We start from the raw sequence: 24,984 nt of genomic DNA, 5'->3' as shown, positions 1-24,984 counted from the left end.
TGATATTAACGTTTGATAGAACGTGACATACCAGAGAAACGTTGTTTGAATTTGTCGATACGACCACCAGTATCCACATTCTTTTGTTTACCAGTATAGAATGGGTGGCAAGCTGAACATACGTCAAGATAAAGAGTTTCTTTACCAAGTGCAGAACGAGTTTCGATTACGTTACCGCATGAGCATGTAGCAACTAATTTTTCGTATTTAGGGTGAATATCGGCGCGCATGGTCGATGCTCCTATTTAGTAAGAAAGGCTTAAGCTGTTATCGCAATTGATCACTCTCAATATGAGGAAAGCAGAGTGTTAACACTCGCAGATCAATACCACAACAGACCATTTCTTTTGACTCACCGAGACCCTTAGATCAGAGCAAAGCCAACAAGTGTCAAAGATTATACGCCAATAAATCAAAATTTGCGAACTATTCTTGTTTTGATTTTGACCAACGATTCGCAATTACACCACAGACCATTAATTGGATTTGATGAAAAATCATAATCGGCAATACAATCATACCTAAAGGCTGACCAATAAACAGAATTTGCGCCATTGGCACGCCACTCGCTAGCGTTTTTTTAGAGCTACAAAAGAAAATAGTAACTTGATCTGCATGATTAAACCCTAACCATTTTGGTAAATACGAAGCAAGCAACATTACAATAGTAAGCAAAACTGAGCATGCAAGCACTAAATACAGCAAAGCTAATCCACTGATTTGATGCCATAAACCTGCAACTACAGCACTGCTAAAGGCACCGTAAACTACCATTAAGATTGATCCTTGATCAAAAGCTTTCACTAAGCTTGGTAATTTGATCATATAAGGAAAAACATGAGGGCGAAGTAACTGACCTAGAACAAAGGGAACCAATAGTAACAAGGTAATTTGAACAATCGATTGCGTAGGATCAAAGCCATGTTGGCTTTGGCCTAAGATAAAATAACTCACTAAGATTGGCGTAATAAACATCCCAATGATATTGGAGAAAGATGCACTACAAACCGCTCCTGCAACATTCCCTTTTGCAATCGACGTAAATGCAATTGAAGATTGTACTGTTGAGGGTAAGAAGCACATAAATAAAAAGCCCCAGTACAACTGTTGCCCAAGAAGCGGCTCCAAAACAGGTTTAGCTAAAAGCCCAATTACAGGAAAAATCGCAAAAGTAAAAGCAAAAACCAATGCATGCATTTTCCAATGCAGCATTCCCTGTATAACGGCTTCACGTGACAACTTGGCGCCATGTAAAAAAAATAATATAGCAATCGCAACTGTCGTTAGGATATTAAAGTAATGCGCAACCTGTCCCGAAACTGGGAAAAAAGTCGCTAGTACTACCATTGCTATCAATAATATTGTGAAACGATCTAGCGCCAAGAGCTTTAACATAACTTTTCCCAATCTGTTCGCTAATAACGATACAGCCCAACATGAGATTATTGACCATTCGATCAAAACATCATACTGGGCTGTATAAATAAAGCTATGGCTTTAAATTAGAAATTGTGGATCAAGATACGAAATTAATTATTACGTGCATTTTGATCCTGTTGAATCAATTCAACCTTATAGCCATCTGGATCTTCAACAAAAGCGATCACCGTAACTCCACCTTTCATTGGACCAGCCTCACGTACTACTTTTCCACCAGCTGCTTTGATTTCTTCACATGCTTTATAAGCATCATCTACTCCAATAGCGATATGACCATAGGCATTGCCTAAATCATAGCTAGCTGTATCCCAGTTATGAGTCAGCTCAAGCACAGTATTGTTTTCTTCATCACCATAGCCCACAAAAGCCAAGGTAAAACGCCCCTCTTCATAATCACGTTGGCGTAGTAATTTCATACCAAGCACCTCAGTGTAGAACTTTAAAGATTGCTCTAAATTACCTACTCGTAACATCGTATGTAACATGCGCATAGTTATTCACCTGTCTGTTGAGTTGTTTGGTTTTCATGGTCACGCAATAGTTTCGCAACCCAAACCACAAGAATCAAAATTGGAATTCCAATTAAAGTCGTCATTAAAAAGAAATTTGGGTAGCCAATATTACTTACAATCGTTCCTGAATAACCACCCAATAATTTGGGTGTTAAAGTCATTAATGAACTGAAAATTGCATATTGAACTGCGGTAAATGATACGCTGGTTAAGCTAGATAAAAAGGCAATAAATGCAGCACCTGCCAAACCTGAAGCTAAATTATCTACAATAATAGCAAAATAGAGCCACAATGAGCTATAACCTTTAATCACTTTACCAGAAAGTTCTATTGTGCCTGACTGACTTGGATCGACCACAGCAATTGGCTGAATATCGACATCGAGTGTGGTTTCAACATGTGATGCAGTATTGATACGGTATGATCTTTTTGCAAATAACTGGCTTGCACTATTATTTTTTAAATGAACAAAAGCTTTAATCGTTTTAGTGGGAGATGCTTGTAATAGCTTTCCATCTACAGCACCAGTAAATATTCCTTTATCATCCAGTTTCGCAGCAAACTCTTGATTATCTAATTTAAGAATAACAGGCTTATCCTGATTTAAATCTTCATTTTTAAGCCCTGCTAATTGCCCTTTAACGACTAGACTTTGCTTCAATTCTTTTTCCGTTAATTGATCATCACCACTGATTGGTAATAATTGAATCTGAGCGTGCTGGGCATTTACTAAATATGGTATTGCAAGAGTTACATTGGTATCGCTCTGATTTTGGTACTGAGTACTTACCTGTACCGAATTTGTTTTTGCCAAGACGTCATTCGGCACTTGTAATTTCCAATATCCAACATCATCGGTTTGCACTTGATAATGTTTATTTCCGACCTGAACCTCAACTGGAGCAAGTGGTTTACCTGATTTGACCAAGCCGATAAAAATTAAATTGGTTGAACTAGCCAACACTGCGCCCACGAACATGAGTTTCATAATATTCATGCGTTGCGCCAACAAACCACCGAGAAAACCACCAACTAAACTAAAGATCACACCATAGATTTTCACAGCCTCAGCAATTTGTTCTTTACTGAAATTTAGATCTTGATAGAACACATTGGAAATCACGCCTGCAATGATGTCTGAGATGCGGAAAAAACCAATCAGCAGTAAAAGAACTAAGGCAAGTTTAATACCGTAGCGTTTAAAGAAATCTAAAATTGGGGCAACCCAAGTTTCTTTAGCCATTTGTTGATTCACGACGCCAGTTTTAACTAAACCCAAACCAACCAATAAAGCTGTGGCTGTAGCAGTTAAAAAGCGCAGTGCTTCTAAACCAAATAAAGCTGCGGTGTCTTTAATATTTGCGGCTTTAGCGATAGCATCTGTTACATTCCCAGAGTAAATATAACTGACAACAAAAGTTGCAACAGCAATAAAAAATACAAAGACCAAGCGATAGTAATCTGTAGTTTTATAATGTTTATAAACACGATTTACTTGAGGTTCACGAATGCATAAAGTTGTAATAATACCAACCACCAGGACTGCTGCCATGGTGAGATAAGTATATTTCCATGCTTCATAGATATAATTGCCTTTAGCTGTACCTAAATAAGCAGCAAGAAATAAAGCCCCTGCACCCGCAACGATCATCCCGATACGGTAACCTGCGTTGTAAGTTGAAGCTAAAACCGTTTGCATCTCACTTTCAGCGAGTTCAATACGATAAGCATCGATGACAATATCTTGAGTCGCTGCCGAGAATCCTAATAAAACAGCACCAACTGCCATTTGAATTAAATAGCTTTGTCCAAGTGCTGGGTCGGAAAATGCCATAATACAAATTGCACATATAATCAAAGACTGTGCAATCAACAACCAAGCACGGCGGCGACCTAAACTTTTCGTTAACAATGGAACAGGCAATTCATCAATCAACGGTGCCCAAACAAATTTAAAAGAGTAGCCCAATGCCGCCCAACTAAAAAATGTCACAGCACTTTTATCAATTCCTGCCTCACCTAGCCATAAAGACAAGCTAGAAAAAATCAATAGAATGGGTATCCCTGCCGAGAAACCAAGAAATAGCATAATCAGTGCACGACGATCTAAAAAAGCTTTAAATGCGGATGCCCACCCAGTGGCTTGAGTTGTCATTGGTTATTATTTTCCATGAACATGCGTGAATGTGCCTATTCAATCGTGTCTTGCGCCTGGTTGCAAGTTGCTTTATGCAACCATTGTTTTGTTTTGTCGATAAAAAACACAAGTTCGCTTGATCTTTAGACCTAAAACTGTATACCTTTAATTACTTAACTTTCGTTTCTTTGTTGGATAGCAACAGTGGCCCAAAAACTTGATCAAATGACTGCAACAACTTTATCTTCAACCCCAACAAACACGACTACAGCGAAAATCAATTCTTTACCAAGCGCCTTTGAGCAGACGGATATTCAAACGACTCTTAAGAAAACAGCACTTAGCCCTGAACAACTCACGCATATTCTAAATCTAGCTGAGATTCCGAGTTCAACTAAACGTATAAAACCCCTCAATAACTTTCTTGGGCAAGATCGTGCACGTGCTTCAGTAGAAGCTGGTATTTCCTTACCATACTCTGGCTATAACATTTTTGCAGTTGGCACAGCGGGTCTTGGCAAACGCACCATGATTAAACGGTTGCTCCAACAGCACGCCAAAACCATGGCTACCCCTGATGACTGGGTCTATGTCAATAATTTCAAGAACCCAAGACAACCGATTGCTCTGCGCTTCCCAGCGGGACAAGGCAGCAAATTTCAAAATGCCTTGCAGCAGGCATGGCAAATTATCTTAAAGCAGCTGGAACGCCGTTTTAGTGCGGAAACCTATCACAACCGTATTGAACGCATTCGTCAGGATACGGGTGATGTACAGCAACAGGCATTGGTTGAACTGACCAAAGAGGGTGAGGAACTCGATTTAAAATTGATTTCCCGTAATGACAAGCATGTCTTTATTCCAATGCAGTTGAAAGACAATGAATATCATGAACTCACCCAAAATGACCTGAACGCATTAACTAGCAAGGAACGTGCTGAAATCAACTCCAATATGCGTTATATGGAGAAAAAACTTGAACGTCTGGGTTTACATCTGGGCGATCTGGAAGATGATGCGCGGGATCAAGTATCAATTTTAAACCGTGAAATTGCCACTCAAGTGGTTACACCACGTATGGAGTCAATTTTAAATAAAAATAAAGAAGTAAAAGGTCTAGACTTATACCTAAAACATTATGCTGAAGATATTATTGATAATGTTGAGCTAATTTTAGAACAAGAAGAAGATGATTTTACGCCTGCTTTATTTAATCGTGTTCCATCACGTTATCAAGCTAATGTAATTATTGCCAATAAACCAAATAGTGGCGCACCCGTTATTTTTGAAGATTTCCCAACACACTACAATTTATTGGGTCATGTGGAGCAACTGACTCACAATGGTACGATCACCACTGATTTCACCCTGATTCGTTCTGGTTCACTGCATCGGGCCAATGGTGGCTTTTTGATGCTGGAAGCGGAACAATTGCTGGAGCAACCTTATGCATGGCAAGGCCTGAAACGTGCCTTAAAATCTGGACAACTCAAGCTTTCTTCACTGGAACATATGCTCACCCTCACAGGCAGTATCTCCATTGAACCCGCTTCCGTTCCACTTGATATTAAAGTGGTTTTACTGGCCGAACCTGAAATTTATTATGAAATTCTGGAAGTGGAACCTGAGCTTGGCAGTGTCTTTAAAATCCGTGCCGACTTTACCGATACATTACAACGTAATGACAGTAACGAACAGGCTTATATGCAGTTAATTGCCGACTATGTTCAGGCAGATAAATTACTTCCGTTTGACCGTTCTGCACTAGCCGCATTGCTTACTGATTCCAGCCGTCAGGCTGAGGATCAAAGCTCTTTATCATTACATGCCTCAACCCTTGGTGACCTGATCCGCGAAGCGCATCACCATGCCTTTAAAGCGGATGACAAGATTGTCACCGACCAGCATGTCAACCAGGCCCTGCACCATCGCCAATATCGCTTAGGCTATTTACGTGAGCTCTACTGGCAAGACCTGTCTCGCGGTACGCAGTTGATTGAAACTTCTGGGCATCGTCTTGGTCAAATCAATGCCCTCTCAGTGATTCATTATGCTGATGTCGAATTTGGATTACCGTCGCGTCTAACAGCTTCTGTATATCAAGGTGGTGGCGATATTCTGGATATTGAACGCAGTGTGGAGCTAGGCGGCTCATTGCATGCCAAAGGCGTATTGCTCATGTCGAGCTTCCTAAAAGCCCACTTTGGCCGTGAACAAATCTTACATTTCTCCGCAGCATTGGCGTTTGAGCAAAGCTATGGACAAGTGGATGGCGATAGTGCCACTGTTGCAGAACTTTCAGCATTAATTTCTGCCATTTCTCAAATTCCAATTGACCAATCATGGGCTATTACAGGTTCGATGAACCAGTTGGGTCAGGTACAGCCAATTGGTGGAGTGAATGCCAAAATTGAGGGCTTCTTCGATGCCTGTAAATTACAAGGCTTTACAGGCAAACAAGGGGTGATTATTCCCCGTCAAAACATGCAACATTTGATGCTACGTCAAGATGTAATTGAAGCGGTTCAAGCAGGTCAGTTCCATGTCCATGCGATTGAAACAATTGATCAAGCCTTAGAAATTCTAATGGCTCGCCCAGTAGGTACATTAGATAAGAAAGGTCGATATAGTAAAAATTCAATCTATGCAGCCGTTATGGAACAACTTGAGTATTGGCAAGCAATTGAGGACGGCGAAGCTGTTGAAGATGACGAACCTAAAAAAAAGAAAAAGCGAAAAAAGACTAAAAAAGATGAAACTGAGACAAAATCTTCAGAAGAATCTACTGTTGAAGCTAAAAGCTTAAAATCACTTCGTAAGAAGAATAGATAAAATGAAAAGGCCATGTTTTTAAACAAACATGGCCTTTTTCTTAGGCTACACCCAGTAGAGATCGTCCACCAGGTAATTGAGCGAAATATTGTTTTAATGCATCAATACAAAGATGCACTTTCATTGGGTATTGTTCACGCTTGGAAGTTAATGCATGAAGCGTATAAGCAGGAAGTTGCCAATCAGGTAGAACTTCAACCAAAGAACCATTAATCAGTTCTTTTTGAATATCCATATAGAGAATACGTGCAATACCATGCCCCTGCTGGCACAAGGATTTAGCAACAAAAACATTGTTTGTGCCTAAGCGTGTTTTCATATCAACATTGACAATTTCACCACTCAAACCATGACGGAAGGCAAAATGTTGATAATTGTGCATCAAAGTAACAGGTAATAATTCGTGATTTCGTAAATCTTCTGGGCGAGTAATAGTTGATGCTTGATTGAGATAACTTGGCGATGCAACAAGAACCTGATCAACTCTCGCTAAAGGTACTGCGGTGAGCTGATGATCATCAACACGCAGGCTCATCCGTATTGCGATATCAATCCGCTCTTCAATCAAATCAATATAACGGTGGTCTGCTTCAAAATGAATCGCTAGACCTTTATGTGCTGACATCCAATGAGATAGTGCTGGAATGACATGCAAGGCACCTAATTCAGGTGTCGTCGCAATACGTAAATCTCCAACAAGATCGTCGCGCAGTTGATTGATACGAATTTTGCCACGTTCAGCGGCAGCCAACATTTCCTGGCAACTGAGAAAGAATGCTTGTCCTGCTTCTGTAAGACTGAGTTTTCGAGTAGAACGATGAAGTAAAGTGACATCCATTTCATGTTCTAAAGAACGAATTTGTTGACTGACTGCACTTGTTGTAATTCCTAATTCTCGTGCTGCACCACTAAAAGAACTTTTTTCAACAACGCAAGCAAAGACCCCCATTGCACGCAATTGATCTAGCATAGACTTCTCTCTTAATTTATTAAAATATGCTTATTGTTCTAATTAAAGCAATCTCAATAAGTATACAAGGAAGTCTACCCTTAAACTAGCGATTATTAATAATTTATTAAAAGATTATTAATTCGGCTATTTTAGTTTGGTAAAACTGTCATTGGATTTACAGGCTTGCCATCTAAACGAACTTGGAACTCAAGCATGATACGTGAAGCACCTGAAGAACCCATTTCTGCAATTTTTTGACCAGCAGTCACATTATCCCCACTCTTGACTAACATCTTACTGTTATGCGCGTACGCCGTAATATAACCATCAATATGCTTAATCAAGACTAGATTGCCATATTCTTTTAAACCATCAGCAGCATAGACCACTTGCCCATTTGCAGCAGCAAAAATTGGATCACCTTCATTACCACCGTAACGTGTTCCTTTGACGTTATTTGCCAAATTGAAACTTTGAATGATCGCTCCATTTGATGGTTTTACCCAACGTAAACTCGAAGCAAGCGTCGTTGAAGATGGTGTAACAGGATTTGCTGGAACAACAGCTTTGGGTATAACAGGCTGTGTCTTAGGAACAACAGGTTGTTGTGTTGGCAATTTAATCGTTTGACGTTGAATCGGTGCGGTTTGTACCACTGCTTGTGTAGATGTAGTTCGTTCTGCAACAGAACCTTTTAAACGTAATGATTGATTGACATAAATACGATAAGGCGGCGCAATATCATTCAGCACAGCAACATCTAAATAATTCAATCCATAACGATTTGCAATTGCACTCAGCGTATCGCCTGAACGTACTGTGTAATAATTGGGTGCTTGCTGTACATAACGATTACCACCTTTTACTTGTGGTTTTGATGCACAACCTGTAACGACGACAATGCTTGTTACTGCCATAGACAACACGATTGTTTTAATCATTTTTCGTGATAGAAAAATCGAGACATGGTTTAAATGCATCTTCGCCCTCATCGAAAAAAACCTTAATTTATTTGCGCCTAAGAGTACCAAAAAAGTGAGAAAAAACGAGTTCTCACTTTCTATATTCACAAAGTTATAACATAGCCACTGCTAACCATTTACATGAAGATGTAAATTATCGAGTACAGCATAATTAGTTGCATCCATTTGAATCGGCGTGATACTGACATAACCATTCGCGACAGCAAAGAAATCAGACTGAATATGAGTTGAAGCGGATTGAGGTTCTGTAACCGCCTCACCGGCTAAACCAATCCAATAGACTTGGCGACCACGTGGATCGACATGGCTACTAATTGGTTTGGATTGTGCTCTACGACCTTGATAGGTGATTTGTGTCCCTTTAATTTGCTTAACATCTGGGATATTAATATTAAAAATATGACGGGGCGGCAAAATTGGTAGTCCATTCACAATAAAATCATGAACCCATTGTGCAGCTTTCGCATAATGCTTAGGATGTTCATAGGAACGTACATTTGAACCTGCTAATGAAACTGCGATTGCAGGATGTTTCATTAGGCGACCTTCAAATGCAGCACCAACCGTACCTGAATATAAAACATCATCGCCGAGGTTTGCGCCACTATTAATACCACTGACAACAAGATCAAATTCAAAATCGAATAGACCATTCATTGATAAATAAACACAATCTGCGGGCGTTCCATTCACAGCCCAAACATCCTCTGCAATTGGGATCGGTCGTAAAGGACGATCTAAAGTTAAAGCACTTGAGTAACCGCTACGCTCACTTTCAGGTGCAACCACGACGACGCGTCCTAAAGGCTTTAACGCTTGTGCTAGAGCCTGTAAGCCTGGTGCAAAAACACCATCATCATTTGCTATTAAAATATTCACTTTGATCTTGTCTCTTCAAATGTTACTACGTAGTTTTTTCAATTGAATTATTCACTGAATTATATATATTTGTAACTTCATAGTATTAGAAATTTATGCCGCCATGAGACATTTATCTACTTTTATCCGTGTTTTAGGGGTAAGTTTTTCACTTCTAACAGCACCCGCAATTTTTGCAAACACAACGGTTTCAACTAAAGAAGCAGACGCACTCATCAAAGATGATATTGCCAATGCGCAAGTCCTCATTGAAATGTGCCCAAGCATAATTGGAAAAAATGCTAAATTTGACGAAAACATCAAAAAGATGGTGGGTTCTTATTTAAGCACCTATTCTGATAAGTCAGCTTCCCTTGAGAGTCTACAAAAAGATGGAGAATTCCAATCTTTATTGAAAGATGCTCGTGAAGCAGCGAAAGAAGTTGAAAAAGCTGAACAAAAGTCAGTATGTGAAGATGTATTAAATTTTGAAGGCTAATATGCCATTAAAATTTGGAAGCGTTTTCAAATTTAAGATTTGAAAACGCTTCCATTTAATTTCCTACAGCAAACATACAATCTACTGATATTTTTATGCTATAAGCTATTCAAATTCTTTAAGTCTTGTTTCTGAGTTTGAGTTCTTATGAAGAAAAATGTTTTCAAAACACTAGGTTTATCATTTCTCATTACTTCCAGTCTTTTCACAACAACCGTATTTGCCGCAGAAAAAAAATCTGAACCTGAAAAAATTGAAGTTACACCAACATCTGAAGGCGTGACTCCTCAAGAACTTGCTGCAATTTATGTATTGTCAGAAATCTGCCCAGATTTAATTGGCAAAGATCTAAAATTTAATAAAGCATATGACAACCTCGTCAAATCATACTTATCAAATGAACCAAATGCTGTAGACATCCTCAATAAACGTGCTAAAACCAAAGAGTTCCAAGCTCCTCTTGCTGAAGCGCGTAAAGATGCGAAGGCTGCATCTGAAGATGATAATCGTCAAATTTGCGATGATGTTCGGAATTATTATTCTAAGTAACTGATTAGTTACAATACTGCATGAAAAAGCCGACTTCTACCGTAGAAGTCGGCTTTGCTTTGTCCTAAAATGCTAGGCTCATCTGCTTCACACAAGATATTGGAACACCTAGAATGACTCAAAAAAGCGCTCTTGCTGCATTATTACTTTTGCCAAGCCTTTCATATGCAGCGACTGTCCTACCGTCTCCACCAGAATTAAATAATAAATCCTATGTATTAATGGATTACGAGACAGGACAAATCCTTGCTGCAAAAAACGAAAATGAAAAACTCGCACCCGCGTCTATGACCAAAATGATGACAAGCTACATCATAGAACAAAAACTTTTAAAGGGTGAATTAACAGACAACGAACAAGTCCGTATGAATGAATCAGCATGGTGTCGTGGTACCAGTGCTGAATCATGTATGTATGTACCATTAAATGGGACAGCAACTGTCCTAGAAATGTTACGTGGCATTATTATTCAATCAGGCAATGATGCATCTAAAGCAATGGCCGAACACATTGCGGGCAACGAAGGTACATTTGCCCATATGATGAACCAGGAAGCCAAACGGATTGGCATGGTGAACACCCATTTCATCAACTCAACAGGGATGCCTGCTGAAGGTCATTACTCAACAGCAAAAGATATGGCTGTTCTTGCTCAACACATTATCAAAGATAGCTCTAAATACTACCCGATCTATTCAGAAAAAGAATTTACGTTTAATGGTATTAAGCAAGGCAACCGTAATGCATTGCTTTATACAGACCCAAGCGTTGACGGTTTGAAAACAGGTCATACGGATGAGGCTGGTTACTGCTTAACCACATCAAGTAAACGTGGTCCAATGCGTTTGATTTCAGTCATCTTCGGTACGCCAAGCATGAACGAACGTGCTGGACAGACTCGGACATTATTAGCATGGGGTTTTGCAAACTTCGAGACTGCAAATGTACAACCTGCTAACCAAGTGCTTGCTAAAGCAAAAGTATGGTTTGGTAAAGAAGATAATGTTCAAATTGGTCTTGCTGAAAACTTCAACGTAACCATGCCTAAAGGTCAAGCGGACAAAATCAAAACTCAACTTGTAGTTCAACCTAAATTGAATGCGCCTTTAGCCAAAGGTCAAGTTGTGGGTAAATTAGTTGCAAGCCTTGATGGTAAAGTGATTGCAGAGAAACCACTAGTTGCATTAAAACCTGTTGAAGAAGCAGGCTTCTTTGCTCGTCTAATTGACCATATCAAGATGTTCTTTAGTAACTTATTCTAATTTTAGAATTGCTGATATTAAGCATTCATGCTCTTGGGCATGAATGCTTTTTTATTTTATAATTCATCTATATTTTATATTGATCATACTCATGGCTAAGAATATTCGTCCCTATCTCGATCAAAAACCTGATGTTGATTCAAGCTGTTATGTGGATGACATGTCTGTCATCATCGGTGATGTCAAATTAGCAGAGAATGTTTCTGTTTGGCCTTTTGCCGTGATTCGTGGTGATGTCAATTCAATTCAGATTGGCAAAAACAGTAATGTACAAGATCATTGTATGTTACATGTCAGTCATAAAAATCAAGCTAAACCAAATGGTTCGCCTCTCATCATTGGCGAAGATGTGACGGTTGGACATCATGTGACTTTACATGGTTGTACCATTGGTGATCGTGTCCTGATCGGGATTAATACCGTTGTTTTAGATGACGTGATTATTGAAGATGATGTAATGATTGGAGCAGGTAGCCTTGTGCCACCACGTAAAGTGTTAAAAAGCGGTTATCTCTATGTCGGTAGTCCAGTACAACAAGTTCGTGCACTGACTGAAAAAGAAATGGAATTCCTTCCTTATTCAGCACTCCATTATGTGAAAGTGAAGGATAATTATAAGAATAATTAAATTTATATCCATTTAATCAATTCACACTAATGAACTCAAAGAACAATGAAACAAATAAATGAACTAATAGATACTAAGGAATCAGGTTGGATTCTCATTAAAAGCTGGTTGGAAACAGCTAAGAATCAATTTGAAATGCTACCTAATAATATAAACAGAGCAGAAAGTGAATTACTTTCAATCCAAGTGACGACTCGCTCCCCAATGGGAGCTATGATTTATGAAACTGGTGGTTTACTCATTGATCATGGATGGTTGAGAGTTTTAGGTTCTGGCAGCAAAAGGTTAGATCGTGGAATTCATGAATGGAATATTGGAAAAACAATCACCCAACAACATAAGCAACCTGATTATTTACTTATAGCCGACGATATTCTGGGTGGTTATTTTTCGATAAATTGTGGTGGTTTGGGAGAAAACTTAGGTGATATTTATTATCTTGCTCCCGACTGTTTAAGATGGGAGAATTTAGAGATTGGTTATTCAGATTTCTTAAATTGGTGTTTAAATGGCGATCTCGATCAATTTTATGGCTCTTTAAGGTGGAATAATTGGAAAACTGATATTCAAGAACTTACTGGGAATCAGGTCTTTTCATTTTATCCTTTTCTATGGACACTAGAAGGAAAGAATATAGATGAATTAAGCAAAAAGGCTATTTCAATTGAAGAAAATTTCTGGTTGCTGGATACAATTATTAATGAAATTAAAAATTTAGATTAATTCAATAATTCCCCATCAGCACTACCATAGCCAAAAACTCTCAAATTTTGTAGAATACGTTTTTTAAAATCATGGTGCTTTCTATGACCGCTTGGACACCCCATGTCACAGTCGCTACTGTAGTCGAAAAAGACGGACGTTTTCTGTTTGTTGAAGAACACAGCGAAGGCTTTGTACATACCGTGTTTAATCAACCTGCGGGACATGTAGAATGCGATGAGACCATTATTCAAGCAGCGATTCGTGAGACCTTAGAAGAAACAGGTCATCATGTTGAAATTGATCATCTGCTTGGGATTTATACCTATACTCCCCCGATGTTTCCAGATCGTACCTATTACCGTTTTTGCTTTTTAGCACATGTCACCTCAGTTGAAGAAAATGCGCAACTGGATACAGGTATTGTTGGTACAGTATGGATGAACTTAGATGAGCTACAAGAATCAGCACGTGCTAGAAGCCCATTGGTTGTAAAAGTAATTGAAGATGCCCTTGCTGGCAAAAAATATCCCTTATCGCTCATTTATGAGCACCCTTTCTCTCCCTCATTAACTTCTCATTTGGACGCTTAATTAGATGCAACAACGTGTCATCGTCGGTATGTCTGGTGGTGTAGACTCCTCTGTTTCTGCCGCATTATTACTTCAACAAGGACATCAAGTTGAAGGTCTTTTCATGAAAAACTGGGAGGAAGATGATGGTACGGAATACTGCACAGCACTTGAAGACTTAGCTGATGCGCAAGCCGTTGCAGATAAAATTGGTATCAAGCTGCACACTGCGAACTTTGCCATGGAATATTGGGATCGCGTGTTTGAACACTTCTTGGCTGAATATGCTGCAGGTCGCACACCAAACCCAGATATCTTGTGTAATAAAGAAATTAAATTCCGTGCATTCCTCGATCATGCGATGACTTTGGGTGCAGACTTTATTGCAACAGGTCACTATGCCCGTCGTGGTTCAAGCATGCAGAATTCACGTGGCGAAACCTATGCCCCATTACTGCGTGGTGTCGATAATAATAAAGACCAGACTTATTTCTTACATGCGGTACATGGTCGTGAAATTAACAAGACCTTATTCCCTGTGGGCGAAATTGAGAAACCCGAAGTTCGTCGCATTGCAGAAGAGTTAGATCTGGCAACTGCCAAGAAAAAAGACTCGACGGGTATCTGCTTTATTGGTGAACGTCGTTTCACCGATTTCTTAAAACAATATTTACCTGCACAAGCTGGAAAAATTGTTTTAGAGTCAGGTAAAGAAGTTGGTGAACATCATGGCTTGATGTACTATACGCTCGGTCAACGCGGTGGTATTGGTATCGGTGGTATGAAAGGTGTACAAGAAGGTGCATGGTTCGTACTCCATAAAGATATTGCCAATAATCGCTTGGTGATTGGTCAAGGACATGAGCACCCACTCATGCAAAGCACACAGCTTTGGAGTGAGTCGATTGATTGGGTCGCAGGTGAACAGGACATCCCAAGTACAGGATTCCGATGCACGGCAAAAACCCGTTATCGCCAGCCTGATCAAGCGTGTACAATTTATCGTGATGAGCAAACCGAAAATGGTATTCGAGTTGAGTTTGATGAACCACAAAGAGCTGTAACTCCTGGACAAAGCGTGGTGTTCTACTCCGGAGAAGTGTGCTTAGGTGGTGGTGTGATTCACCATACCAATGCACCTGAACCAGATTTTATTTAAGGAAATTGGAAGCGAAGCATGGTGGAGTTACCCTTTCAGCACGCCCAAGCGTTGAATGTTCGACAAAATCGTGCTTTGGCATTGGCTGCTGTGTTTCAAGCAACTCAGCTCACGCATATGACCGCAATGGCGGGTCAGCAAAGTATTGGCGATAGCGGTAATTTTTATTTTGAACTACTGATTAAAGCCAGTCTTAATATTCGCCCAGCCACCAATAATGCCACTCAAACTTTAGATTTTTTTAATCAACTTGCAGATATCTCTCTTGGTTTAAAAACATTAGAAGGTTGTATAACCCAACCTTTTAATACTGCGCCTAAATCTCGTATTCCGAAAATGTCGACAGCTAAACTCCCAATGTCTTATGCAATGGCGTTATTGCAATTAGAAAAGAAAGTTTATAACAATCCTGAATACGTCAAAATTATCGAAACGGCTCAACAAAAAATCCTAAAACAGTTGTCTTTTTTCGATAATAACTATTTGCACCCAAGTATTATTGCCAATTTAGCTCAGACCTATGTTGAAACTGCTGGGCAAATTAATCCACGTATCCTTGTCCGTGGTAATGCTGAAGCTTTTAAAGATATGAATCATACAAATCGAATCCGTGCTTGCCTCTTTACAGGTCTACAACTTGCGCATTTATGGCGACAACTGGGCGGTAGCTCATGGAGTATGATCTTTAGTAAACGTAAGCTTTTACAAGATATTCAAGCTCTTGCTCGTTTGCAGTATCAGGTCGTTTAAACCGATGCTAGAGCAAATTTTTTATACCGTTTTACAACCTCTATAAATCTCTCTTGAGGAATAAATAAAGTTCTGCAAGAGAGACAAACTTTAAGGAATCTGTATGAATGCTTTAACCGCACTCTCACCACTTGATGGACGTTATGCGAGCAAATGCGATGCTCTACGCCCTTTTTTGTCTGAGTTTGGTTTAATCCACGCTCGTGTCACTGTTGAAGTGCGTTGGTTACAAGCACTTGCAAATCGTGCAGAAATCATCGAAGTACCTGCATTTTCTGCTGAAACGAATGCTGCTTTAGATGCGATTGTGACGAATTTTTCTGAAGAAGATGCAAACCGCATTAAAGAAATTGAACGTACAACTAACCATGATGTAAAAGCAGTTGAATATTTCCTTAAAGAAAAAATTGCCAATATTGATGAATTAAAAAATGCGGGCGAATTCATTCACTTTGCATGTACATCTGAAGACATCAACAACTTGTCTCATGCATTAATGCTTAAAAATGGTCGTGAAGTTCTTGTTTCAAGCATGAAGCAAATTCTGAACGCAATTTCTGCTTTGGCAACAACGCATGCAGAACAGCCAATGTTATCCCGTACTCATGGTCAAACTGCTAGCCCAACAACTTTGGGTAAAGAAATGGCGAACGTTGCTTATCGTTTAGCGCGCCAAATCAAGCAATTTGAAAATGTTGAATTATTGGGCAAAATCAATGGTGCAGTAGGTAACTACAATGCTCACCTTTCTGCTTATCCAGAAATTGATTGGGCTGCACATGCACAAGCATTTGTTGAATCTTTAGGTCTAAGCTTCAACCCATACACCACTCAAATCGAGCCACATGATTACATGGCTGAATTGTTTGATGCATTACGTCGTTATAACACGATCTTGATCGACTTTAACCGTGATGTTTGGGGCTATATCTCTCTTGGTTACTTCAAGCAAAAATTAAAAGACGGTGAAGTTGGTTCTTCAACAATGCCTCATAAAGTAAACCCTATCGACTTCGAAAATTCAGAAGGTAACCTAGGTATTGCAAATGCGGTATTGGGTCACTTAGGTGAAAAACTTCCAGTTTCTCGTTGGCAGCGTGACTTAACTGACTCAACTGTTCTTCGTAACATGGGTGTTGGTTTTGCACAAAGCTTGATTGCTTTTGATGCTTGCTTAAAAGGTATTGGTAAACTTGAACTCAATGCTAACCGTTTAAATGAAGATTTAGACCAAGCACAAGAAGTTCTTGCTGAACCGATCCAAACAGTAATGCGTCGTTATAATGTTGAAAAACCTTACGAAAAACTAAAAGCACTTACTCGTGGTCAAGCAATGACACGTGAAATGATGGTGAACTTCGTTAATGGTGATGAACTTCTTCAAGTTCCAGCTGATGAACGTGCTCGTTTAGCAGAGCTTACTCCTGCTACATATACAGGTAATGCGGCTGAACAAGCAAAACAAATCAATGATTTGATTAGCAAAATCTAAGCTGATCATTCAATCATAAAAAAGCAAAGCCTCGGCTTTGCTTTTTTTATTTCTTAATTTTTCTAGTTAAAATCATCAAAATCCCAACGATTTTAACTGATCACCACCCGATTTTTATTTAAAAACGTTTACTTAAATTAAGCCAAGCTTCGACATCATTACGCTTATCAACGCTATCAGGTTGTGAGCCTATCGGGAACCCAACAGTTAATGCTGCTTGCAATTGCATCGCATTTGACCAGTTTAGTCCAAAACCTGCACTACTAATCTGTTCTATATTTTTGCCTGTTAAACCACTCCACTCTCGTGCTTGGTGTTTAACCGTTGCTGTATCGACATAGATCTTCGCTGCAAGTTGATTTTGTGCAGAAGCATATAAACTCTGTCTAAGTTCAGACAAAATGTAATATCCAGTTGAACCACTTAATGCGCTATTCTTATATCCTGCAATATTCGATGCACCACTTTTACCTGCGCTGCACTGGTTTCAATAAAACCACCTGCCTGACCATTCCGACCTTCTGATTTTAAAATACCACTGACGTTGGTTGTGCCTTGTTGCACATCGGCAAGCAAAACAATTTCACCTTTGGCATTTTGACTCAAACGATTGGCTTCAATAATACCGCTGTGATTCACCACGGCTTTGCTTAAGCTATCTTTGGCTTTTGCAGTTAAATAAATTGCACCGTTATTGGCAAGAATCGCGCCACGGTTATCAATCAGACCTTGCAATGTCCCAATTTCAACTTTGTATTCAGTCAGTTGACCATCTTGTAATTTTAAAGTGACTTGATCGGCTGCGGTTAAGTGAATAACACCATTATGTGCCTGAATCTGCCCTTCATTGATGACCGTTGATGCAATAAAAGCAACAACGCCACCATTGGCAATAACTGAGCCATAGTTCTCAACACTGGCAGCATTTCCCTGATTTTGAAGCTTAAATTTCCCACTGACAATATCACTATCGGTGACATTCAATGTTGATGCCACAATCCCACCGACATTCACTTGTGCCGTTTTAGAGAAAATCACACCATTCGGATTCAATAAAAAAACTTGCCCGTTGGCATTCAGTTTCCCCATAATTTGACTGGCGTTACTATCCAAAACACGATTTACTGCAATCGAAGAAGTATTCGGCTGATAGAAATTGACCGTCGCATTTTGCCCAATGTTAAAACTATCCCACTGGATACCTACATTTTGACTATTTTGATGAACGTTTAACGTATTATTATTTTGACTGACTTGTGCCGAGCCAACGGTGACATTACCACCTGTTGGCAGTTGTACATCAGATACTCCTGCCCAAAGTGAGATTGGAAGCAGTGCTAAACTTAATAAAGATAAACGTAGGGTCTGAAACCAAGTTTTTGTCTCTTTAACATGCCCTGTCACCGTTGAACTCTGACCGCCTCGCGAATGACTTCGTGTTAATTCCGAAGTCACTTGCCAACAAGCTAAGTTTTATTCCATACAGTTCTATAAACTTTATTCATTTCTACGCCACCCCAAAATTAATATCAGCGCTAAACTTAAAACTGCCATTTAAAAAAAATGGAATCAAAATATAAGAATTATGTGTTCCCTCTATCATTTTTAATACAATAAAGGCAATTAAACACATTATTTAAAAATATGAATTTTAAATAATAAAGGAGACACACAAAATAATCACAAAGATACATTAATTATATTTAATTTAAAACCCACTGCATTTTTAATTAAGACTAAATCCAATTGATAAATTAATTTAAAGCTCAATAAAATAAGCTTAACAAACCATGTATAATTATAATTTTTGCCAAAATGTGTCAATAAATGTCATTCAATAACATAGCCTTATATTTCGAGAACACCACATCTATATTAAAAATTTACAAAACAACATTAACACTTGGTTAAAAAAACAAGAACAATATCACGAAAATAGCATATATACCTCATATCAAATATATATACTCACCAATTAAATATAAGTTATATTATTTTTAAATAACCCCCTATTTAACACTTTATTAACTCGGTTAATTAAAAATATGAAAAATGTGACAAAACCCTCAATAAGCACGTTAAGCTTTTGTATTTCACTCTTATTATTATCTGGTTGTGGGGGAAACTCTCAAGAAACAACTGATAATAATAAAACTGATTCGGTGACAAATAGTCAAGCAAAGGCACTTACGACATCAGGTGCTTATCCTGAGCCAAGTAAAGATGTTTTTGATTCAAATACTTTGGGATTCTACGATTACGACTTACAGGGTAATACGCGACCTTTACGTAATGATCTTGTCGGTAGTTTTGCAGCAATGATCCAATTTGCACAAAACCATACCGTAGACCCGAATGGTAACGAGGCGAAAAGTATGCCTCGTCTTACCAGTGAAAAAGATGCTCTCCTTTTAGTCACCCCAAATACCGACATGGGTGAGGTACAACAACTGAATGCAGAAATCTATTTAAATAGTCGTTTAATACGTCGTGTTGCATTACAAGAACCCACTCAAATCCCCGCCTCAGATCAATCTAACGGCGATGCTCGCCCAAGAGTTCAATACTCTAAACGCACATGGACAGCAGCCCTTAACTGGGATGAAGTCAAACCGGGTTTAAATATTCGTATTGTAGATCCTGTCAGCCTTAAAAACGGGCGACTAGATGCACAATCGATTGATTTTGGAGCGCCGGGTGAATTAGTGGTTCAAAGCATTCGTTTAGGCATGCTCACCGCACCTCGACAATCTAGCGGTCACTATATGCTGAACGAACCTGAAAAAGCGGGTACTGATTATTTTGAAACGATTCCTGCGGCAAAAATGATCGTCACAAAGTATGATGACATGCAACTGAATCAAGTCATGGTTGCAAGTGGTGTCATTTATAATGACAAAAGTGCAACAACAGGTGATGTTTACAGTGGTGATATGCGAGAAAATACTGCTAAATCAACATTTAGTACAGGAATCAACCTTGCAAACTGGGGTGTAACCAGTGCATCAATGTTAAGCCAAGAGCAACCTCAACTGACTCAAAGTGCAGTCATTCACCATGCTTGGGGTAAATACCAAAATGGTGATGTCAATCACGGCTTAAGTGGTGGTAATGGTATCTTAACACTGATCGATTCTGTGGGTAATGAATTCAGTCATGAAATTGGGCATCACTATGGTTTAGGGCATTATCCCGGACAAAATGCTGAAAACTACTTTTGGTCAGCCCATCATCCTGACAGTGGATGGGGTTATATTGCTTATCGCAACCGTATGCGAGGCAATTTAAACTGGAATAATACAAATCTAGAAAATCGCTTAGGTGGCACACCAATTTTCCAAAATGCCTATACTTACGGCACTGATGCTATGGCAGGAGGTAATTACTCGAGCTCCCTCTCCCGTTTTACTCATTACACGGGTTATAGCACACAACTAAGAATTCAACCTGCATTTGATCGTGCTGTGTGGGATTCCACCTCTCCAACTGGATATAAACGCTGGAACGCGACAACTCGCCAAATGGATGTCACTCAACCTAAAGTTCCAAACTCAAATCAAGTTTGGTACAACCGCCCAGATGGCAATTATTTAAAACCCACTCAATTTGGTGTACCCGTTTTTACCATTTTAGGTGGCTATGACCCAGTCAACCAAATTGGTCTGCTTTATCCTGCAGCACGTGGTAATTGGGGGAACGTGTTTTCACTTCCTCAAGCACAACTGGGTCTTGCAAATGCAAGCTGTTGGATTAATGTCAAATATGCATTAAAAGCTGAGGAAAACATTGCGCTCGCACCAAATCGAATGAATGGAAATGCAAATAAATTGCACATTAACTTGGCTCAAAGCGATGCACCACTCAGCGTTGATTTATACTGTAAACGTGCGAATGAACAAGCCAATAAACTTTCATCGATTGTTATTCCAAGTTATGCCCAACCTCTACCTGCTGCCGTAACGATTGGTAAGGAACAAGGTTATAAAGCTTTACGCAAAGTTGAACTTCCACAATTAGAACAAGCTTTACTCAGCAATCAAGGCAAACTCGTCGCTAATTTATCTCCAAGTAATAAAATTCTTTATGATTCTTATAAGAATTTTAAAAATGAACTTTCAACAACTGCGCAGCAAGAATTAGAACGTTTTAGCAACCAACAAAAACAGCTATATCGCTTAAACCGCTGGGTCAATGTATATCGTAGTGACTTAACAGCGAATGTGACTGCTGCTCATACTGCTTTAAAAAGCTTTGTTGCTCAACTTGGTCTTTCCAATAGTAATCCATTGGCTGGCGCCACTATGTTGATTATGCCAAACATGAATTCAGCGTGCCTCAAGACAGAAATCTCAAGTAGTACAGGGAAACCAAGTGTATACATGAGTGGCAAAAATGGCTGTACAGGTGATAGTGCTAGTTTATGGGTCTATGATGCTGTAGGTAAAATCCATAGCGTACAATATCCTGAACTTTGTTTATCAGGTGCAACCCTTGCCAGCTGTAATAACAGCGTAAACAATCAGGTTTGGGAAACACCTGTAACAGGCCCAACACAGCAATTCCGTCAAGGTAATACCTGCCTTGATTTGAGTGGTGGCGGTGCACCAGCCGCAGATGGTCGTGGTACTTTAATCACATACGGTTGTAGCAGTGGAAATAATCAAAAATGGACGATTACCACAGCTAGCCAAAACTTTATTTTAGCTGCTGCTACAGGGCAAAATTTACCACTCTTGGCAACTGTATTAGCAACACCATAATCGATCAATATATAAAATCACCAACTTAAGATTAGGAAACCTATGTGTTCCCTAGTCTTTTTATATAAGTCAAAACAGGCTATGTATGCTTTGAGCAAATATTTCTATACTTTTACTCAAACATCAAATTGAGAAAATAAAAAAGCCCTTGTAAATACAAGGGCTTTTTTATTTATTTGGCAGAGGATCAAGGACTCGAACCTTGACGAACGGTTTTGGAGACCGTCATGCTACCATTACACCAATCCTCTATAACTGCATGATTAATTCATTTTTGATCTAATCATAAAAGTAAGAAACTTACTTTTAAATTTGGTGGGGGCGAAGAGACTCGAACTCTTACACCTTGCGGCGCTGGAACCTAAATCCAGTGCGTCTACCAATTTCGCCACGCCCCCGATGGGTATGCATATTAGTGAGAAACACTCGTTATGACAAGTCTTTCTGACAAAAAACTCTACCAAATGCACATATAATATTCAAATCAAACATTTATGTTTATTTTTACAGCAAATCAATTGCATTCAAACAATTTTTTGCCTCTATTGCTGAGCTAAATCGCTGTTTTAGATGTTTCTGCAATAAGCCTGTTAATAAAGGCAAAAAACACCGCAATTCATCAGGTAATTTAATTTCTAATTTCTGGCAATGTAGGATGGCCCATTCATGGTAGTTTTTTGCAGTTAATTTGCTTTGGGATAACCACTCATAAACAATGATGCCAAAAGCATATAAATCAGTTTGTATTGTTTTTGGCTTCCCATGAAAAAGCTCAGGTGCCATATAATGAGGAGTTGCGGTTAAATTTTGGATTGGTTGTAATTGATAACTTTGTTCAAAATCAATGAGCCTGCATGAATTTTCATATAATCGAAAATGCTCTGCTTTTAAATCGCCATGAATCCAACCTAATTGATGCATACTTTGAATGGCTTGCAGCGCAGTTAAAATTTTATGGCAGATAACTTGGATGCTATCTGTTACCTGAATAGGACTAAAAAATACATTTGTAGCAACACTAAGCAATCCTACCCCACACTGAGGAAGATCATCGTCATTTTTAATATGAGAAAGTGGTATAATTTGATGGGGCAATAAAAAATTCTGTCTAACTTGAGAGTTTTGTTGATAGAAATTTAGTTCTCGCTCAAACGCTTGCTCTAAAACCTCATGGCTATTGATTAAATGAAATTTAAGCCAATATTGTTGTTGCTCAATTTGGCAACGATATAAACGCCGCCCAAAAGCATAGCTTTCAGGTTTAGTACTTAAACTCAAATTATCCAGTTGAATATTTGAATCAAAGATCAACGTAGTAAAACTCATTCTGTTGCTTTTCTTGCTGCTTACGCAGTGATGTTAAACAATGCTCAATCGTTTTTCCAATCCGTGCATGAATTTCAATAGATGAAATCTTCGGCCATGTCGCTCGCTCTCCCTCTTGCTGCAAAACCTTAAAGAGTTTCGGACGTGGATTTTTAAGCATATAGCTATAATGTCTTAAACCATAGCGCGCAATAATATTTACATCGCCGTAATAACGCTGCCCTAAAATGCCATATCCATGATCTAAAACACGGCGAATCGGGAAAAAACTGCCCATATAATTACGTGTTAAATCCATAACTTCCAGAGCAAGCGATTTGCCTTGATGCCGAATAATTCGTTTAGGCCAGTTTAGAACATCGCGACGAAACCGTTCAGTATCACTTTGCATAAATGGCACGATATGCGGATTTACTTGGCTGGCAATGGTGTAATTTATATTATACAAACGAGCCATTTTTTCTTGTGGAAAATCACTACGCATACTCCCATCCACCCACTTGGTATTGGCCAAATAAGGTGTATGCTGACCATCGTAACGTTTACTGGTTAAGTGCACAGGCGGAAATAATACAGGTACAGCACAAGATGCTAAAACAGCACTCCACACCAAAACATTCGGCGCGGTGAGTGCATTCATAATCCGTGGGTTTTGTGCTGTGTTATATGGGGCAATTACAATATTAATATGTCGCTTTGACTGTTGATAGGCTTCTGCAAATGTCACATCACCCAAATTTTGCATCAGGAATTTTTTCAAATACATGACATCAGCAATACCACCATGACCTCGAATTAGCTCTGAAATTTTCCTGAATTGAAAAGCATCACTAAAAAAATGTTCGCCTTCGAGCAGTTCTGGAATTTTATCAGCCGAGGATACCCCCAACATGCCCGTCATGATCGCCCCTGCACTTGAACCAGACAGGACTCGAGGCATTAAATCTTGTTCGAGCAAAGCCTTACATACACCTGTATGAAATAAACCTAGTGTTGCACCACCAGAAAACATAAGGGCAGGTTGTCCATAGGCTCTTTGACATTCTTTAAAAAATTGAATTTTTTCTTTGAGTTGAAAAGTAATACATTCACTAGAAGCTAAATAGCGAAGACATTCACTCATTTCTTCAACATAGTTTTCGATAATTCTTTTCGTACCAATATAGGTTTGTGCAAATAACATTGGATGACCAATATTGGCGAAGTCATAAGATAAGCCTTCACGGAGAACATAAATTAAATCTAAAGTTCGATGTTGCATTCGATATTTTTTTAATAAGTTGTATCGTTTAGACAAAATTTCTGCATCAAAGTAAGGCGATTGATTGTCATATTTCCATGCTTCATGCCCCGCTTCTTCGTCCAGTTTTAGTGCAATTTCTTTCCATTCCGCATAAGAACTCGCATGTTGCAAGCTCTCTTTTAACATATCGATTCTATGCAATTGATATGTATTTCTTTTTTCTTGAGCTCTATTGAACATTAGCATTCCTATTTTTTCATTATATTTTTATCATCTCGCACTTATACAATGCAAAAAGCAGCACCAACAATCAAGGGTAAAATTGAC

At 39.0% G+C, this 24,984-nt stretch carries 22 protein-coding genes and 2 tRNA genes; 11 read left to right on the top strand and 13 right to left on the bottom strand.

What is annotated here, in order from left to right; translation table 11 throughout:
- Positions 1–5 precede the first annotated feature (5 nt).
- The 4 genes from rpmE to F908_RS06205 form a co-directional block, all read right to left on the bottom strand.
- Positions 6–230 (bottom strand): 50S ribosomal protein L31, encoded by a 225-nt coding sequence (gene rpmE, locus F908_RS06220; protein ID WP_004662919.1) that lies wholly within the window; start codon positions 228–230, stop codon positions 6–8.
- 196 nt (positions 231–426) lie between these two features.
- Positions 427–1,395 (bottom strand): bile acid:sodium symporter family protein, encoded by a 969-nt coding sequence (locus F908_RS06215; RefSeq protein ID WP_005159338.1) that lies wholly within the window; start codon positions 1,393–1,395, stop codon positions 427–429.
- Between the two features lie 134 nt (positions 1,396–1,529).
- Positions 1,530–1,931: a lactoylglutathione lyase gene (gloA, locus tag F908_RS06210; RefSeq protein WP_005159336.1), complete on the bottom strand. Its 402-nt coding sequence runs from the start codon at positions 1,929–1,931 to the stop codon at positions 1,530–1,532.
- Positions 1,932–1,933: 2 nt separating this feature from the next.
- Positions 1,934–4,108 (bottom strand): AmpG family muropeptide MFS transporter, encoded by a 2,175-nt coding sequence (locus F908_RS06205; protein WP_005159334.1) that lies wholly within the window; start codon positions 4,106–4,108, stop codon positions 1,934–1,936.
- 186 nt (positions 4,109–4,294) lie between these two features.
- On the opposite strand from F908_RS06205, the gene F908_RS06200 reads away from it, so the two are divergent.
- Positions 4,295–6,922: a Lon protease family protein gene (locus tag F908_RS06200; RefSeq protein ID WP_005159332.1), complete on the top strand. Its 2,628-nt coding sequence runs from the start codon at positions 4,295–4,297 to the stop codon at positions 6,920–6,922.
- Positions 6,923–6,962: 40 nt separating this feature from the next.
- Here the strand turns inward: F908_RS06200 and F908_RS06195 are convergent, their stop codons facing one another.
- The 3 genes from F908_RS06195 to surE all read right to left on the bottom strand — a co-directional run bounded on the left by F908_RS06195 (position 6,963) and on the right by surE (position 9,736).
- The gene (locus F908_RS06195) at positions 6,963–7,892 is read right to left on the bottom strand and encodes a LysR family transcriptional regulator (RefSeq protein ID WP_005159329.1); all 930 of its coding nucleotides are present in this window, start codon (positions 7,890–7,892) and stop codon (positions 6,963–6,965) included.
- Between the two features lie 131 nt (positions 7,893–8,023).
- On the bottom strand, positions 8,024–8,854 hold the full coding sequence (locus F908_RS06190; protein ID WP_005159327.1) for a peptidoglycan DD-metalloendopeptidase family protein: 831 nt from the start codon (positions 8,852–8,854) through the stop codon (positions 8,024–8,026).
- 111 nt (positions 8,855–8,965) lie between these two features.
- Positions 8,966–9,736: a 5'/3'-nucleotidase SurE gene (gene surE, locus F908_RS06185; protein WP_005159324.1), complete on the bottom strand. Its 771-nt coding sequence runs from the start codon at positions 9,734–9,736 to the stop codon at positions 8,966–8,968.
- Positions 9,737–9,839: 103 nt separating this feature from the next.
- On the opposite strand from surE, the gene F908_RS06180 reads away from it, so the two are divergent.
- The 9 genes from F908_RS06180 (at position 9,840) to purB (ending at position 17,328) form a co-directional block, all read left to right on the top strand.
- Positions 9,840–10,214: an MCR_0457 family protein gene (locus tag F908_RS06180; protein ID WP_005159321.1), complete on the top strand. Its 375-nt coding sequence runs from the start codon at positions 9,840–9,842 to the stop codon at positions 10,212–10,214.
- 147 nt (positions 10,215–10,361) lie between these two features.
- On the top strand, positions 10,362–10,763 hold the full coding sequence (locus F908_RS06175; protein WP_005159320.1) for an MCR_0457 family protein: 402 nt from the start codon (positions 10,362–10,364) through the stop codon (positions 10,761–10,763).
- Positions 10,764–10,876: 113 nt separating this feature from the next.
- Complete coding sequence (gene dacC, locus F908_RS06170; protein WP_005159319.1) at positions 10,877–12,025, top strand: D-alanyl-D-alanine carboxypeptidase PBP5/6; 1,149 nt, start codon at positions 10,877–10,879, stop codon at positions 12,023–12,025.
- A gap of 91 nt (positions 12,026–12,116) precedes the next feature.
- Positions 12,117–12,653: a gamma carbonic anhydrase family protein gene (locus tag F908_RS06165; protein WP_005159318.1), complete on the top strand. Its 537-nt coding sequence runs from the start codon at positions 12,117–12,119 to the stop codon at positions 12,651–12,653.
- Between the two features lie 45 nt (positions 12,654–12,698).
- Positions 12,699–13,376 (top strand): DUF2625 domain-containing protein, encoded by a 678-nt coding sequence (locus F908_RS06160; RefSeq protein WP_005159317.1) that lies wholly within the window; start codon positions 12,699–12,701, stop codon positions 13,374–13,376.
- A gap of 83 nt (positions 13,377–13,459) precedes the next feature.
- On the top strand, positions 13,460–13,948 hold the full coding sequence (locus F908_RS06155; protein ID WP_034602674.1) for an NUDIX hydrolase: 489 nt from the start codon (positions 13,460–13,462) through the stop codon (positions 13,946–13,948).
- Between the two features lie 4 nt (positions 13,949–13,952).
- Positions 13,953–15,086, top strand: a complete 1,134-nt coding sequence (gene mnmA / locus F908_RS06150) for a tRNA 2-thiouridine(34) synthase MnmA (RefSeq protein ID WP_005159307.1) — start codon at positions 13,953–13,955, stop codon at positions 15,084–15,086.
- Positions 15,087–15,104: 18 nt separating this feature from the next.
- Positions 15,105–15,836: a high frequency lysogenization protein HflD gene (gene hflD, locus F908_RS06145; RefSeq protein WP_005159305.1), complete on the top strand. Its 732-nt coding sequence runs from the start codon at positions 15,105–15,107 to the stop codon at positions 15,834–15,836.
- Between the two features lie 103 nt (positions 15,837–15,939).
- Entirely contained in the window at positions 15,940–17,328 is a 1,389-nt protein-coding gene (gene purB / locus F908_RS06140; RefSeq protein WP_004953312.1) for an adenylosuccinate lyase, read from the top strand.
- A gap of 118 nt (positions 17,329–17,446) precedes the next feature.
- Here purB and F908_RS06135 read toward each other — a convergent pair whose 3' ends face one another.
- Positions 17,447–17,728 carry a hypothetical protein gene (locus F908_RS06135; protein WP_005159303.1) on the bottom strand — a complete coding sequence of 94 codons (282 nt, stop codon included), beginning with the start codon at positions 17,726–17,728 and terminating at the stop codon, positions 17,447–17,449.
- Positions 17,729–17,751: 23 nt separating this feature from the next.
- Positions 17,752–18,783 carry a two-partner secretion domain-containing protein gene (locus F908_RS06130; protein ID WP_228127620.1) on the bottom strand — a complete coding sequence of 344 codons (1,032 nt, stop codon included), beginning with the start codon at positions 18,781–18,783 and terminating at the stop codon, positions 17,752–17,754.
- 590 nt (positions 18,784–19,373) lie between these two features.
- On the opposite strand from F908_RS06130, the gene F908_RS06125 reads away from it, so the two are divergent.
- Entirely contained in the window at positions 19,374–22,088 is a 2,715-nt protein-coding gene (locus F908_RS06125; protein WP_005159300.1) for a M66 family metalloprotease, read from the top strand.
- 177 nt (positions 22,089–22,265) lie between these two features.
- Here the strand turns inward: F908_RS06125 and F908_RS06120 are convergent.
- The 4 genes from F908_RS06120 to F908_RS06105 all read right to left on the bottom strand — a co-directional run bounded on the left by F908_RS06120 (position 22,266) and on the right by F908_RS06105 (position 24,897).
- Positions 22,266–22,339 (bottom strand) — tRNA-Trp (locus tag F908_RS06120).
- A 62-nt stretch (positions 22,340–22,401) separates the two neighbouring features.
- A tRNA-Leu gene (locus F908_RS06115) sits at positions 22,402–22,486 on the bottom strand.
- A 106-nt stretch (positions 22,487–22,592) separates the two neighbouring features.
- Positions 22,593–23,414: a protein kinase domain-containing protein gene (locus tag F908_RS06110; RefSeq protein WP_005159297.1), complete on the bottom strand. Its 822-nt coding sequence runs from the start codon at positions 23,412–23,414 to the stop codon at positions 22,593–22,595.
- The gene (locus F908_RS06105; RefSeq protein ID WP_005159295.1) at positions 23,389–24,897 is read right to left on the bottom strand and encodes a DUF3336 domain-containing protein; all 1,509 of its coding nucleotides are present in this window, start codon (positions 24,895–24,897) and stop codon (positions 23,389–23,391) included. The genes F908_RS06110 and F908_RS06105 overlap by 26 nt, the downstream gene beginning before the upstream one ends.
- Positions 24,898–24,984 lie beyond the last annotated feature (87 nt).

It is taken from the genome of Acinetobacter sp. NIPH 284 (genome assembly GCF_000369425.1).
Lineage (GTDB): Bacteria > Pseudomonadota > Gammaproteobacteria > Pseudomonadales > Moraxellaceae > Acinetobacter.
The sequence above is the reverse complement of the archived record's forward strand: the minus strand, read 5'-3'. Positions and strand labels throughout refer to the sequence as shown.